Annotated in this window: 12 protein-coding genes; 8 read left to right on the top strand and 4 right to left on the bottom strand. The window is 33.0% G+C overall.

The features are described from left to right. Positions 1-55 precede the first annotated feature (55 nt). From FG167_RS04375 to FG167_RS04405, 7 genes are all read left to right on the top strand, one after another. Positions 56-1,270: an aminotransferase class V-fold PLP-dependent enzyme gene (locus FG167_RS04375; protein WP_203460205.1), complete on the top strand. Its 1,215-nt coding sequence runs from the start codon at positions 56-58 to the stop codon at positions 1,268-1,270. Between the two features lie 52 nt (positions 1,271-1,322). Then, a complete protein-coding gene (locus tag FG167_RS04380; RefSeq protein WP_203460206.1) occupies positions 1,323-2,123 on the top strand; it encodes an META domain-containing protein in 801 nt (266 codons plus the stop codon). Positions 2,124-2,175: 52 nt separating this feature from the next. Further along, positions 2,176-2,598, top strand: a complete 423-nt coding sequence (locus FG167_RS04385) for a SufE family protein (protein ID WP_203460207.1) — start codon at positions 2,176-2,178, stop codon at positions 2,596-2,598. Between the two features lie 115 nt (positions 2,599-2,713). Next, a complete protein-coding gene (locus tag FG167_RS04390; RefSeq protein ID WP_203460208.1) occupies positions 2,714-3,037 on the top strand; it encodes an iron-sulfur cluster assembly protein in 324 nt (107 codons plus the stop codon). Between the two features lie 103 nt (positions 3,038-3,140). Then, positions 3,141-4,976, top strand: coding sequence for an ABC transporter ATP-binding protein (locus tag FG167_RS04395; protein WP_203460209.1), 1,836 nt, complete (start codon positions 3,141-3,143; stop codon positions 4,974-4,976). A gap of 76 nt (positions 4,977-5,052) precedes the next feature. Next, entirely contained in the window at positions 5,053-5,571 is a 519-nt protein-coding gene (locus tag FG167_RS04400; protein WP_203460210.1) for a DUF2480 family protein, read from the top strand. Positions 5,572-5,666: 95 nt separating this feature from the next. Beyond that, on the top strand, positions 5,667-6,617 hold the full coding sequence (locus tag FG167_RS04405) for a DUF3078 domain-containing protein (RefSeq protein ID WP_203460211.1): 951 nt from the start codon (positions 5,667-5,669) through the stop codon (positions 6,615-6,617). Between the two features lie 430 nt (positions 6,618-7,047). On the opposite strand, the gene hflX is transcribed toward FG167_RS04405, so the two are convergent. Further along, positions 7,048-8,265 (bottom strand): GTPase HflX, encoded by a 1,218-nt coding sequence (gene hflX / locus FG167_RS04410; protein WP_203460212.1) that lies wholly within the window; start codon positions 8,263-8,265, stop codon positions 7,048-7,050. Positions 8,266-8,409: 144 nt separating this feature from the next. Here hflX and FG167_RS04415 point away from each other — a divergent pair, with 144 nt between their 5' ends. Continuing rightward, positions 8,410-9,384 (top strand): endonuclease/exonuclease/phosphatase family protein, encoded by a 975-nt coding sequence (locus FG167_RS04415; RefSeq protein ID WP_203460213.1) that lies wholly within the window; start codon positions 8,410-8,412, stop codon positions 9,382-9,384. A 177-nt stretch (positions 9,385-9,561) separates the two neighbouring features. Here FG167_RS04415 and FG167_RS04420 read toward each other — a convergent pair whose 3' ends face one another. The 3 genes from FG167_RS04420 to FG167_RS04430 all read right to left on the bottom strand — a co-directional run bounded on the left by FG167_RS04420 (position 9,562) and on the right by FG167_RS04430 (position 14,323). Next, complete coding sequence (locus tag FG167_RS04420; protein WP_203460214.1) at positions 9,562-9,939, bottom strand: hypothetical protein; 378 nt, start codon at positions 9,937-9,939, stop codon at positions 9,562-9,564. An 86-nt stretch (positions 9,940-10,025) separates the two neighbouring features. Beyond that, the gene (locus FG167_RS04425) at positions 10,026-11,468 is read right to left on the bottom strand and encodes a DUF5689 domain-containing protein (RefSeq protein WP_203460215.1); all 1,443 of its coding nucleotides are present in this window, start codon (positions 11,466-11,468) and stop codon (positions 10,026-10,028) included. A gap of 83 nt (positions 11,469-11,551) precedes the next feature. Continuing rightward, a complete protein-coding gene (locus FG167_RS04430) occupies positions 11,552-14,323 on the bottom strand; it encodes a TonB-dependent receptor (protein ID WP_203460216.1) in 2,772 nt (923 codons plus the stop codon). Between the last annotated feature and the right edge of the window lie 60 nt (positions 14,324-14,383).

Raw genomic sequence — 14,383 nt, forward strand, 5'->3', positions numbered from 1 at the left:
TATCTTTTATATTTTCTTTATACTAGTTTTATCAAACAAAACGTAAATTTGTAGCATGTTAGATTTGAAGAAAATAAGAGCCGATTTCCCTATACTTAAAAGACAAGTAAATGGGAAACCGTTGGTGTATTTTGACAATGCAGCAACATCACAAACACCACAACAAGTCATAGATGTTATTGTGGATTACTATAGTAATTACAATGCCAACATTCATCGTGGTGTACATACCTTAAGTCAGGAAGCAACAGATAAATACGAAGCTGCAAGACATACCATTCAAAAACATTTTAACGCAGCACATGCGCACGAAATTATTTATACCTCTGGAACAACCCACAGTATCAATTTAGTAGCTAGTGGTTTTTCTTCGTTATTACAAAAAGGAGATGAAATTATTGTTTCTGCTTTAGAGCATCATAGTAATATTGTGCCTTGGCAAATGTTATGTGAAAAAACGGGTGCTATTTTAAAAGTCATTCCAATGAACCAAGATGGTGAGTTAGTGATGGCTGCATATGATAAACTCCTTAATGAAAACACGAAACTTGTTTTTGTAAATCATATTTCGAACGCTTTAGGAACCATAAATCCTATTGAAGAAATCATAGAAAAAGCACATCAAGTTGGTGCTGCTGTTCTAATTGATGGCGCACAGGCTTGTCCGCATGTAAAACCAGATGTACAAGCATTAGATGTCGATTTTTATGTGGCATCTGCGCATAAAATGTGTGGTCCAACAGGTGTTGGTATGCTTTACGGAAAAGAAGCATGGTTAAACAAATTACCTCCTTATCAAGGTGGTGGCGAAATGATTGCTGAAGTCAGTTTTACAAAAACTACCTACGCCGGATTACCGCATAAATTTGAAGCAGGAACACCAAATATTTGCGGTGGTATTGCATTTGGAGCAGCCATAGATTACATGAATGCCATAGGTTTTGATGCCATTGCTAAATATGAACATGAACTTTTAGAGTATGCTACCAAAGCACTTTTAGAAATTGAAGGTTTAAAAATTTATGGAACTGCAAAAAATAAAACCTCTGTAGTTTCATTTAATTTAGAAGGGATTCATCCTTATGATGTTGGGACCATTTTAGACAAATTAGGAATTGCCGTTAGAACAGGGCACCATTGTGCGCAACCAATTATGGAATACTTTAAAATTCCAGGAACCGTTCGTGCTTCTTTTGCTTTTTATAATACCAAAGAAGAAATTGACACATTAGTTTCTGGAGTCAAGAAAGCAAAAATGATGCTATCGTAAAGTTTGGCGTCTTTTTTGTATATTATATTTTAAATTTTAACAAATGAAGATTATGAAATTTATCACTATACTTTTAACTGTTTTTGCATTAGAATCTTGCGGAAACACAAAAGCAGCTACAAATTTGGAAAACAATATAGAAGCAAAACAAATCGCAGTGCTTTCCGGAAAATATATGATTTCGTCATTTATTGACAATACAGAATTACCAAAAAACATACACTTAAATTTCGATGAAACCACTAATATAGTTTCCGGGTTTGCCGGCTGTAACAACTTTTCAGCAAGTTATTCTACCGCAGGAAACACCATAAAATTTGGCACTTTTATGTCTACAAAAATGATGTGCAAACGCTTTATGGATGTAGAACAAAACCTAATGAATACTCTAGAAAAAACAACAAATTTCACCATAAAAAACAATGTATTAACTTTAAAAAACAGCAAAGAAGATTTAGTCGTTGCTGTTAATAATAACATTTCAAAAATAGCACAAGAAGATGATTACACTATTGAATATAAATCCTCCACAAGAGGTAGTTATTTAAAGATAGTGATTACAAACGATAGTATTATTTCTCAAAAACAAAGAGGAGCTGCACCAGAAGCACGAAAGTTTAGTCCAAATGAAACGACAGATATATTTAAAAAAGTAGCAGCTTTAGATTTAGAGGAGTTAGAAAACCTAGAATCCCCTTCAAAAGCGCATCAATATGATGCTGCTGCAGCGGCAACACTAACAATAACTAAAAATGGTAAAACATACCATACTAAAACTTTTGATGCAGGAAAGCCAAATGCTAAAATTGAAGATTTAGTAAATACTATTTTTAGTCTGAGTGAAAAACAATAATTATAATGCTGAAAATAATACTTAATTGTATTTTTGCATAAAATAAAATCACGTGAATATTCAAGAAATACAAAACGAAATAATTGAGGAGTTCGCCATGTTTGAAGACTGGGAAGAACGTTATCAATACATGATAGATCTTGGAAAAGATTTACCATTAATTGACCCCCAATATAAAACCGAAGACAACATCATTAAAGGTTGCCAAAGTAAGGTTTGGGTACATGCAGAATTAAAAGATGATAAAATTGATTTCACAGCAGATAGTGATGCCATAATTACAAAAGGAATTATAGCAATATTAATCCGTGTATTTTCTAACCAGCATCCAAAAGATATTTTAGAAGCTAATACCGATTTTATAGACCAAATCGGACTTAAAGAACATTTGTCACCTACTAGAGCAAACGGTTTAGTAAGTATGATTAAACAATTAAAACTGTATGCTATTGCATACCAAACACAACTACAATAAGTAGGACTTCCTGTGCATACAGGAATGTGTTTTTATAAAAAGAGATTTCCGCTTTTATGGGAACGAAAAATAAATGAGATTTCCGCCTTCGCGGAAATGAAAAATAAAATTTGACATGAGCGAAACTATAGATACAGCAGCATTAGGAGAAAAAATTGTAACCGTTATTAAAACGATTTACGATCCAGAAATCCCTGTAGACATTTATGAATTAGGATTAATTTATGATGTTTTTGTTAATGAAGATTACGAAGTAAAAATCTTAATGACCTTAACAACACCAAACTGCCCTGTTGCAGAAACACTTCCTTTAGAAGTGGAAGAAAAAATAAAATCTATAAACGAGGTAAAAGATGCAGAAGTAGAAATTACTTTCGATCCACCTTGGAATCAAGAACTAATGAGTGAAGAAGCAAAGTTAGAGCTTGGTATGCTATAAATTAGTGAACAGTTCTCCGTAGCAGTATTCCGTTATTACTCGTATAAATATTATTATTTTTCTCATTCTAATTTTGAGCAAACCTTAACATTTTATAATATTAATGCCAAGACGTAAGTTAACATCTCTTAAAGAGGCTAAAAAAACCAACTTAAGAAAATCTTTTAGTGCACTAGTTTTTATTCCTAGATTCTTTAAAGAAATCTGGAAAACCAACAAAAAACTATTCCTATTATCTGCTTTTTGCAGAGGAATTGGTGCCATATTACCAGTAGTCATACTTTGGATTGGTAAAATAATTATTGATGAAATAATTCTTCAAACCAAAGTAGAAGTTTCCGATTTAACGCTACTATGGACTTATGTTGCCATAGAATTTGGATTAATCATTCTATCGGATTTAGTCAGCAGAGCCATTTCACTAACCGATAGTTTACTTGGCGATTCTTATTCTATAGATTCCTCCGTAAGAATTATTAAAAAAACAAATCAAATAAACATCAGTCTTTTAGAAGACTCGGAGTTTTATGACAAGTTAGAACGCGCAAGAACGCAAACTACAGGTCGTGTCGGATTGATGTCTAACGCGCTAGGCGAAGTACAAAGTTTAATATCCATACTAACCTTAGTTGCTGGTTTAATTTATTTTGAACCGTATTTAATCATCCTTTTAGTACTAAGTATTATTCCTTCGTTTATTAACGAAATATGGTTTAGCCAACAACAATATTCATTAGCTAGAGGTTGGACTGCAGAACGTAGAGAATTAGATTATTTACGATTTATTGGCGCAAATGATAAAACAGCTAAAGAAATTAAACTCTTTGGTTTAACCGATTTTGTAGTCGACAGATTTAAAAACCTATCTAATGAATATTATAATCTTAACAAAAAGCTAGCGGTAAAACGTTCAGCTTTAGGATTCCTATTTAATGTTTTAGGTACTCTAAGTTATTATGGTGCTTATGTATTTATTATATATCGCGTGATTTCTGGAGGGATTACCTTAGGGGAATTAACCTTTTTATCTGGAGCATTTAACAGGCTTACCAGAAACCTGCAAGACTTCTTTTCGAAGTTTACAAGAATTACAGAAAGCTCCTTATACCTAAAAGATTATTTCGATTTTTTAGATATTTCTATTACTCCTTCACACAAAGAAGACATGCCACTTCCGGAAACGATACAGGAAGGATTTGAATTTAAAAATGTGCATTTCGCATATCCAGGATCCGAAAACGAAATACTTAAAGGAATTAGTTTTAAAATGAAAGCTGGCGAAAAATTAGCATTCGTTGGACAAAATGGTGCAGGAAAAACAACGCTTACCAAATTATTGCTTCGTTTTTACGAACCTACTTCTGGTGAAATATTATTAGACGGCATTAATATTAATAGATTTGATAAAGCAAAGTACCAAGAATATTTTGGCGTTATTTTTCAAGACTTTTTTAAATACGAATTTACCGTTAGAGAAAACATTGCCATTGGTGATATTGATGAACTAGACAATCAGTCAAAAATTGAAAATGCAGCCGAACTTAGTTTAGCGAATGAAGTCGTGCAAGATTTAAAGTTTGGTTACGACCAACAACTAGGTAAACGTTTTGCAAAAGGGCAAGAACTTTCTGGAGGACAATGGCAAAAAGTAGCATTAGCCAGAGCATATATGAAAGATGCCAAAGTAATGATACTAGACGAACCAACCTCTGCATTAGACGCGAAAGCAGAAAGCGAAGTGTTTGATCGTTTTATTGGTTTAACTCAATTTAAAACCAGTGTTATTATTTCGCATAGATTTAGTACGGTAAGACAAGCAGATAGAATTTTGGTTCTAGAAGAAGGACGCGTTTTAGAAATGGGAACCCATGAAGAACTCATGAAAAACCAGTCTTTGTATGCCGATTTATTTACACTGCAAGCAGAAGGTTACCAATAAATTATCGACACAAAAAGATAAAAGGTTCTCTCGAACGGACATAAAATTAATAATTTAAAACACCTATCTTCGTAATATGGCTGAAGAAATTATAAACCGCGTAGCAAGTAGTAAACTTGTTGTTTTTGATCTTGAAGATTATTATCCGCAAGGCAGACGTGTACTTTTTGATATTAAAGATTGGCTTTATGAAGGATTCGTGCTTCGTGAAAAAGATTTTAGAGCACTTGTTAAAGAACACGATTGGTCGCAGTACCAAGATGCTTTTGTAGCATTAACCTGTACCACGGATGCCATAGTACCAGATTGGGCGTATATGCTTTTAAGTATTCAGTTAGAACCCTTTGCTAAAACTACTGTTTTAGGGAACTTAGAAACTTTAGAATCTTATCTATACCAAGACATTATTAATAATTTAGATATTACTACCTATAAAGATAAACCTATCATTATAAAAGGTTGCTCTAAAAAACCGGTACCATCTAGTGCTTATATAATGATTACCAACAAGTTAAAACCTGTCGCAAAAATGATTATGTTTGGAGAAGCCTGCTCTTCTGTTCCGCTTTTTAAAAGCACTTCGTCGATAAAATAATTCTTTTTATCTATTTTCATAAGAAAAAACAAACTTTAGTATAAAAGATTGTAGTCTTAATACGTATTTTTGCGCGTTCAAAAAAACGTAACAAAATGAAAAAAATATTTTTATTAGCTGCATTATTTATTGGAGTAGCTTCAGTAAATGCACAAACGGAAGAAAACGCACAAACAAAAACAGAATTAGCAGCTCAAAAAGCAGAGAAGCAAGCTATAGCAGATGCTGCACAAGCAGAAGCTAATGCTTTACAAGCACAAATTGATGCTTTACCAGGATGGAGAAAAGGAGGAAATGTTTTATTAACATTTAACCAATCTGCATTCAACAACGAATGGACTGGTGGAGGTATTGGTAATACTGCTGCTAACTTATTAATCAACTACGATGCAAACTTAGTTAAAGGAGATTATGTTTGGGATAACAAGTTAATTGTGGATTACGGAGTAAACAAAAACAAAGGAGCTGAAGATTTTACAAAATCTAATGACAGAATAGAATTCAACTCTATAGGTGGTAAAAAAGCAACTGGTAACTGGTATTACTCAGCATACTTTAACTTTAAAACGCAAATGGATAAAGGTTATTTATATGTAGATAATGTACGTGTTGCTGCAACTTCACATTTCTTTTCTCCTGCTTACTTTCAAGCTGGTCCTGGAATGTTTTGGAAAAAATCGGATAACTTAAATGTTATGATTTCTCCTGCTGCTGCTAAATTAATTTTAGTACATGATGAATTTGCTGGAAGTTTTGGTACTGAAGCTGGTGACACTTCTCGTTTTGAGTTAGGCGCTGCTGTAAGAGGTTACTACAAATTAAACATAGCGAAAAACATTTCTATGGAAAACATCTTAGCGTTATATTCTAACTATTTAGAAGATCCTCAAAATGTAGATATCGATTACACAATGAATCTTTCAATGTCAGTAAACAAATACATTTCTGCTAACTTAGTATTTCAAGCAATCTATGATGATAATACAAACCCTAATGGTTTCCAAATTAGAGAAGCTTTTGGTGTAGGTTTTAACTACGGATTCTAATTCTTAGAAAAAGATATATATATTAAAAACGCGCTTCTATGAAGCGCGCTTTTTTGTTTTAAACATTAGGAACAGAACTCCTTCCTTTAGCTAAAAGAAGGTGGGTTTTAATGCAAATTAAAACTCGGAGGCTTTGTAGTAAAATAAGCGAAGTGCATTTTTCTATTTGTTATGAGACTTCACGGTAAGCACGAAATGACAAAAAACGAACAAGAATCATAATGGATTGTCCTGCAATAAGGATTGCAACGGTTAGCTTTTGTAAAACTTCCATTTAAGGTTTTACAAAACTAGTAGTGTAAAGCCGGTCGGCCGGCAGGCAGGCCTGGTTACTTTTGGTAGAAAAACCAAAAGCAAATTGCCATAAAAAAAATCCCAAACGTAATGGTTCGGGATTTTAAATTATGAGATTCCTGCCTGCGCAGGAATATTACTCTTCTTCTTCGTTATAATCTGGATACAGAAAATGATTGTATGGAAAACGAGTTACGTGAATTTCACGAACTTCATCATAAATACGTTTTTTAAATTCTTCTAAATTTTGCTTGTTCAAGGCAGAAATAAATAAGGCATTATCCTTACCAACTCTGTGCATCCAAGTTTTTTTCCATTCGTCTAAAGAATAATGCTCTTCGGTACGTTCTGCAATTAAATCGGTTTCATCATAAGGCTCTGCTTCATAAGTATCAATCTTATTAAAAACCATAATCATGGGTTTGTCTGTGCTATCGATTTCCCCTAGAATTTTATTTACAGATTCTATGTGTTCTTCAAAATTAGGATGGGAAATATCTACAACATGTAGCAGCAAATCTGCTTCTCTTACTTCGTCTAGCGTACTTTTAAAACTTTCTACCAATTGGGTTGGCAGCTTACGTATAAATCCTACGGTATCGCTTAATAAAAATGGTAAATTCTGGATTACTACTTTACGTACGGTGGTGTCTAGCGTTGCAAAGAGTTTGTTTTCGGCAAATACTTTACTTTTACTCACCACGTTCATTAAAGTCGATTTACCAACGTTGGTATACCCTACAAGCGCAACACGTACCATTTGTCCGCGATTACCTCGCTGAACAGACATTTGCTTGTCTATGGTCTTTATTTTAGCTTTAAGCAAGGTGATTCTTTCTCTTACAATACGTCTATCGGTTTCAATTTCTGTTTCTCCAGGTCCGCGCATTCCAATTCCACCTTTTTGTCTTTCGAGGTGGGTCCACATTCCTTTTAAACGAGGTAGTAAATATTCGCATTGTGCCAATTCTACTTGCGTTCTAGCGTAACTAGTTTGTGCTCTTTGTGCAAAGATATCTAGAATAAGGTTGGTTCTATCTAGTACTTTACAGCCTAGTATTTTACTAATATTACGTTCTTGTGCCGAAGATAATTCGTCATCAAAAATGGCTGTTCCTACGTCGTTTTCTTCAATAAACTTACGAACATCTTCAATCTTCCCAGTACCAATAAAGGTTTTAGGATTTGGCGAATCTAGTTTTTGGGTAAAGCGTTTTAACACTTCTCCTCCAGCGGTATAGGTTAAAAACTCTAACTCGTCTAAATACTCTTTAGACTTGTCTTCGTCCTGACTTTTAGTTACTACTCCAATTAAAACTGCTCTTTCTAGGTCTATATCTTTCTTTTCTATCATAAATTCAATTAAAGTACAAAGTTAATCAATTGTAAGCAGTTTAATTTTTATATTTTTGAGGAAATCCAAAAGATCAGTTTACTGCTCCTATTAAGCTTCCAAACTTAGCCATTTCACATACACCTATTTAAAACAAACTATTGAATGATTGATTATTCCGAAATTCCTGTAAACCCAGATTTACATACCGTAGCTTTTTATAATGCGGAAAATTTATTCGACATTTTTGATGATGCAAAAAAACATGATAGCGATTTTTTGCCAAGAGCAGATAAACGATGGACATTTAAACGTTACCAAAATAAATTACGAAAGTTAGGTTATGCTATTTCTAATATAGGAAGAAAAGAAAACGGGAAGCATCCTGCAATTATTGGTTTAGCGGAAGTAGAAAACGCGAAAGTTTTAAAAGATTTAATTGCCTCTAAACATGTAAAAAATTGCAACTATAATTATGTGCATTACGACTCTAAAGACGAACGTGGGATAGATGTTGCTTTGCTTTATGATAAAACGATTTTTACCCTAGAAGCTTCCGAAAAATTTTCATTAGAATTATATAATGATGCCGGTTTACCAGATTATACAAGAGATATTTTATTAGTTTCTGGTGTACTCGATGGTTATAAAATACATGTTATTGTAAATCATTGGTCTTCTAGACGCGAAGGGGAAAGGGAAACAGAGCACAAAAGAATGGCAGGATCTAATAAGGTTGGAGAAATTATTTCGAACTTAAAATTAAATGATCCAGATGCTAAAATTATAGTTGTAGGAGATTTTAATGATGATCCTTCTAGTAAAAGCATTGCACGTTTACTTAGTGGTTTTCATTTATTAAATCCAATGCAAGCATTACGCTCGTATACGAGAGGAACTAGTAAATATAAAAGACAATGGTTTTTATTTGACCAAATATTAGTTACCAGAAATTTTTATGAAAAAACAGAAAATGGTTTACAATTTGAAAAGGCTAATATTTTTGATGAAGATTTTTTAAGAGTATCTGACGGAAAATATAAAGGTTCGCCATTTAGAACCTATGTTGGTAAAAGATATCAAGGTGGCTATAGTGATCACTTCCCTGTGTATGCCGTTTTAAAAACACAGAAAAAATAAGCACTTAAAGTAAATCACTGATGACTGATGACTGATGACTGATGACTGATGACTGATGACTGATGACTGATGACTGATGACTGATGACTGATGACTGATGACTGATGACTGATGACTGAAACATATGTCATTTCGAGCTTGTCGAGAAATCTCTTCAAGTTTTATTACATCCACTTTTTAAACCGCTTGATAAATAACTACAGCTAGACCTACACAAGCCACAGGAAGTAACCATAGCATAAAAATGCTGTAACCTGCAGATTTCTTATTTAGCATTTTAGCATTTAGTACTTTTCGTTTTCGACCAGCATACTGCATCCAGTTTTTAAAAAATATAAATATGCATGCTAAAACAAATAGCACGATTGCTTTGTCTTGCGATAGGCTTGTCATATTCATTTGTTTAAAAAAACCAGCAAAGAACACACCAAAAAGTAATAATAACGCACATTGTAGCACCGAAATGTAAATGGTAGCATATTGGTTTGCTTTTTTATTTTTAGCATCTTTATAATGCTTAAAAACGCTAAAAAAAAGAGTATCGAAAAGTGTCATAGTTTATTCAATATATTGTTAAAAAAAAGAAAACCTGCTAATTATAAATTAGCAGGTTTTAAGACTAATAAGTCTATTTAATATTTCTATTGAGGAGCTAATATTTTAACATTCCCTAAATCTCTAGTTGAAGAAATTGCCGCATCATCACTATCGTAAACAAAAGCTATGAAACCATTTCCAGTTGGAGCAGAAAGATCGATAAAACCAGTTTCGTTATATATATTATCAAAGAATCCACCATTAATTGGTAATGCTTCAATTTCATCTGTTCCTACTTCAACCCATGTAGCAGTAGAAGGGTCACTTCCTGCAACATAATCAGTAGAATAATAAGCTTTTAATGGCTCTTCACCTGCATCACTAAAAGCATCAGCAATTTCTAATACCATTTGTTCGCCTTCTTGCGCATCAAAATCAAAGGAAGGGGAAATTAACCAACTAACCATTGTAACGGCACTAGAACCATCATAACCAGAACCTCTAACATAAGAATCTCCACCAAAAGATGCTGCATACCAAGACTGAGTTCCTTCTGTGTTAATAACATCCCATCCATTTAAACCTCCAACAAAATCCTCTTCAAAAACTACGTCAAACATATCAAGACTTAAAGGCGTACATCTTTCTTGATCAAATACCACATCATTTAAAGAATTTAAGGCTAAAACTAAATTATCTCCACCATAAGACTTTGTAACAATACCTGCAATAGAACCACCTTTATCTAATGGTAAAGCAGTATTATAAAAATTAGCAAAAGAACTAGTCTCTAATATGAAGTTTGAATAAGAAAAACCATCACATGCTTGTAATTCTCTTTGAGTATCAAAATCTTCTGAAGAATCTCCATAAAGTTCTCCATTTAAATAGGAAGGAAATTCAGCATTATTAATTTTAACAAACATTCCAACATGACTTTCATTTATAGCAGAAAAACTTAATTCTAAAGGAGTAATAGCTTCTGTATTTGCAGATCTTAAAATATAATCTGGAACCTGAACAGCAGTAAATTGACCTACTTCATCATCATCTGTTTTACCTCCAATAGCAATAACTTCAGAAGAAGTTAAACCAACGTAAGTATCTTTTAGTTTAATATAGACTTCTCTTCCTTGGTTGTATTGATTATAAGAATCTGCTTGGTTTAATACGATTTGTATAGCAGCTGTTGGATTTGTTGGGCTATCTTGAATATAGAATTCTTTATAGAAGTTACCAGTTGCATCAGAAGAAGATACATATCCTTTTACTACAACATCAGAAAGAATTTGATAAAATTTATCATAATCAAATCCAGATTGTTCTTCTTCATAATCTGTGTAAAGTTTCTTTACTTGAGTTACGGTTAAAGCGGTTACACCACTATTTACATCATTTAATTGCCCTAACAATTCAGTTAATGCTTCGTTTTCGTCGTTACCTAAACTATTAGGAATTGTATAATCATCATCCTGTACACAAGATGTAATAGCTATTACAGCTACCATTGTTAGTATTAACGTTAAAAATTTATTCGTTCTTTTCATGGCGTATTTATTTTTAATTTGTGAATTTGTGAATGTATTACATTTCATAATTCGTAATATTATTATTTAATTTTTCTTTTTTTTTAGAATCTAAAGTACACATTTACAAAGTAATTTGCACCACGTCCATACCAATATTTTGAACCAAATGTAGGTGTTGGGTTGGCATTATCGTCTCTTAATTCTCTATAATTTGCATTTCTACCTTGTTCAAAACCACCAGTTTTATACTCTTTATCTAGTACATTACCTACACTAGCAAAAAAGCCAATATAGTACTGATCGATTTTCCAAGATTTACCACCAACAAGATTTACAACCATATAGTCGTCAAATTCTTCTTGTTTTAATAACTCTGTAGCTACTTCTGGATCGTAGTCATTAAATGGTAATCCGTCTACATCTAAATAAAAGTTTTCCGTTCTTGTTAATGCATTAACATCTACGTAAGCATTTGAGAAAAAGTTAGCTGTTGCACCAAACCACCAGTATTTAGGGTCACGGTATTCAAAACCAATAGAAGCTGCACGTTGTGGCCCTCCTGCTACTTTATAATCTTTAAGATTTGCTTGTCCGTAAGAAATAGAACCATCTGCAGAATCGAAACCAGCTGAAGTTAAGTATAAATCTGGATTGTTATCATAAACATACTCACCAACAGAACCTGCTGCTTTTAATTTAATAGTAGGAGTAACTTGTGCCTCAATACCAAATTCTACACCAATATTTCTTTTATTGATTCCCGTTAAAACTTCTTGTACAAAAGCTGAAGTTTCATTTTCTGCAATTGCATCACCACTTAATCCATCTGCGTAGTAGAAACCTACTTCGTTAGCATCTTTAACAGTAGAATAGAATCCTGTTAATCTTGCTTTAATAATTGGAGATCTAAAAATATAACTTGCATCAAAAGAAGTTACTTTTTCTTCTTCGATACCTCTTACTACATTATCATTTTCTCTAGAGTTAGAGAACGTGTTACGTAAAGAAGGTGCTCTTTCAATATAACCAGCATTTGCATCAAATAAATGCTTTCCTGTTATTTTGTATGTAAATCCTGCTTTAGCACCAAGACCATTAAAGGTAAGCTCTTCTCCTTTTCCATAAGAATTATCTAGGAAATTACTATGTTGCCATAATCCTTCTCTTTGGTATGTAGTATTTGAAACGCTACCAGAAACGAAAAAGTCTATTTTGTTGTATTTAAATTGTGCTTGTGCATATCCTGAAAGTACATCTGCATATAAATTGTAGTTGTATCTATATTTATCACCTTCACCAACTAAACGATCTGGGTTTTGATTATCATATTGAAAATTATCAAAAGAATCTACATTTAAAGCTCCTACTGTAGAACCTAATAAATCGATTATTTCTCCAAAATTTTCCGATTTTAATTTCTTGTAATTAAGAGATGCATTAATTAATATGTTCTCATTAATTTCTGAACTTAAGATAGAATTTACAGTAAGTTGCTTATCGTCTGCACGATCTTCATATAATACATATGCTGCAGGACTAGTTCCGTTTTCTGCCGTATTATTATTTAAGTTTGCAGTAAGAATATACTCCCAATCTATTTGACCATCATTTAAAAACTCTTGTTCTAATTCATAAGCAGTTGCAGTATCTGGACCATCTGGATCTGATAATGGATAGCTTGGTAAATCTTGGTAATATGCTGGACTAGGGTTTGTTCCTCCAGAATAGTCTAAACGGCTATTTCCTAATTTACCAAATTGGTAACCAACATTCGTATTTAATGATGTTTTAGAAGAAATATCCCAATAATGATTTAACATAAGAATTGGTTCTTCCACTTCTTTAATACGTGAATTTCTTTTATCACCATCTAAATATCCCCAATACTCATTATACTTAATACCTTTAAGGTCGTATACTTCTTGTGTGTTTGGTGAAGATTTACCTCTTCTGTTTGGTGCATAGATAGATGTAAAGTTTAAGCTATGCTTGTCTCCAAATTGTTTTTCAACAGATGCAAAAAACGAATTAGAATCATATAATGAAGCATCTTGATATCCTTCTTCTCCCCAACGTCTTCCTGCCATAACAGTATACGCCCAACCACCTTCTAAAGCTCCAGATGCATAACTAGCCATTAAACGGTTAGTATAACTTCTGTTAGAAGAAGAATACGTTACACGACCACCTTCTCTATAACTAGAAGCTCTTACGTTCACGTTAGTTGTACCAAGAATACCACCAAAGTTGTACGCTGAAGGCGTTAAACCAGAAGTTAATTCTTGATTACGCATTACATCGTTAAGTCCACCCCAGTTACTCCATTGTGGTCTTCCATTGTATAACTTGTTCATTTCAATTCCATTAATTAAAACAGAACCGTTATCGGAATCTAAACCTCTTACTTTAAAGAAAGAAGAACTAAACTCGAAAGCTGCGGTACGTTGAAAAATATCTTGTGATGAAGAAAGCAAACCTGAAATATTATCTGCTCCAGTAGTATCATCATTTAATTCATCATCAGAAAGTGTAATGGTGAATAAATCATTTCCAGCTACGTCTCTTTCCATAACCATATCGTTTATGGTTAATGTTTTACCTTCATTAACTACAATAGGATAACGTTGTGGAACGAAAGCCTCTTTAGTTAATCTTAAAACTTGTTCGCCTAATGGCAAATCACTGCTAAACGTAAACACTCCTAGCGCATTGGTAAGCGTAGATATGTTTGTTCCTTCAATAGTAACAGTAACATCTGAAATAGGCTCGAGAGAAATTGGTTGTTTCACACTTCCTGTTACCGTGGTTTGCTGCGCAAACGTGGTAAAGCCTGATAAAATTCCGAAGAAAAGAATTAAAAATCTTTTTTGCATACTTTAATTTATAGGTTATAAACTCTTTTTACATTAAATAATTATTATTTAAAGCAAGCA

This window comes from Lacinutrix sp. WUR7, from assembly GCF_016864015.1.
Taxonomy (GTDB): domain Bacteria; phylum Bacteroidota; class Bacteroidia; order Flavobacteriales; family Flavobacteriaceae; genus Oceanihabitans.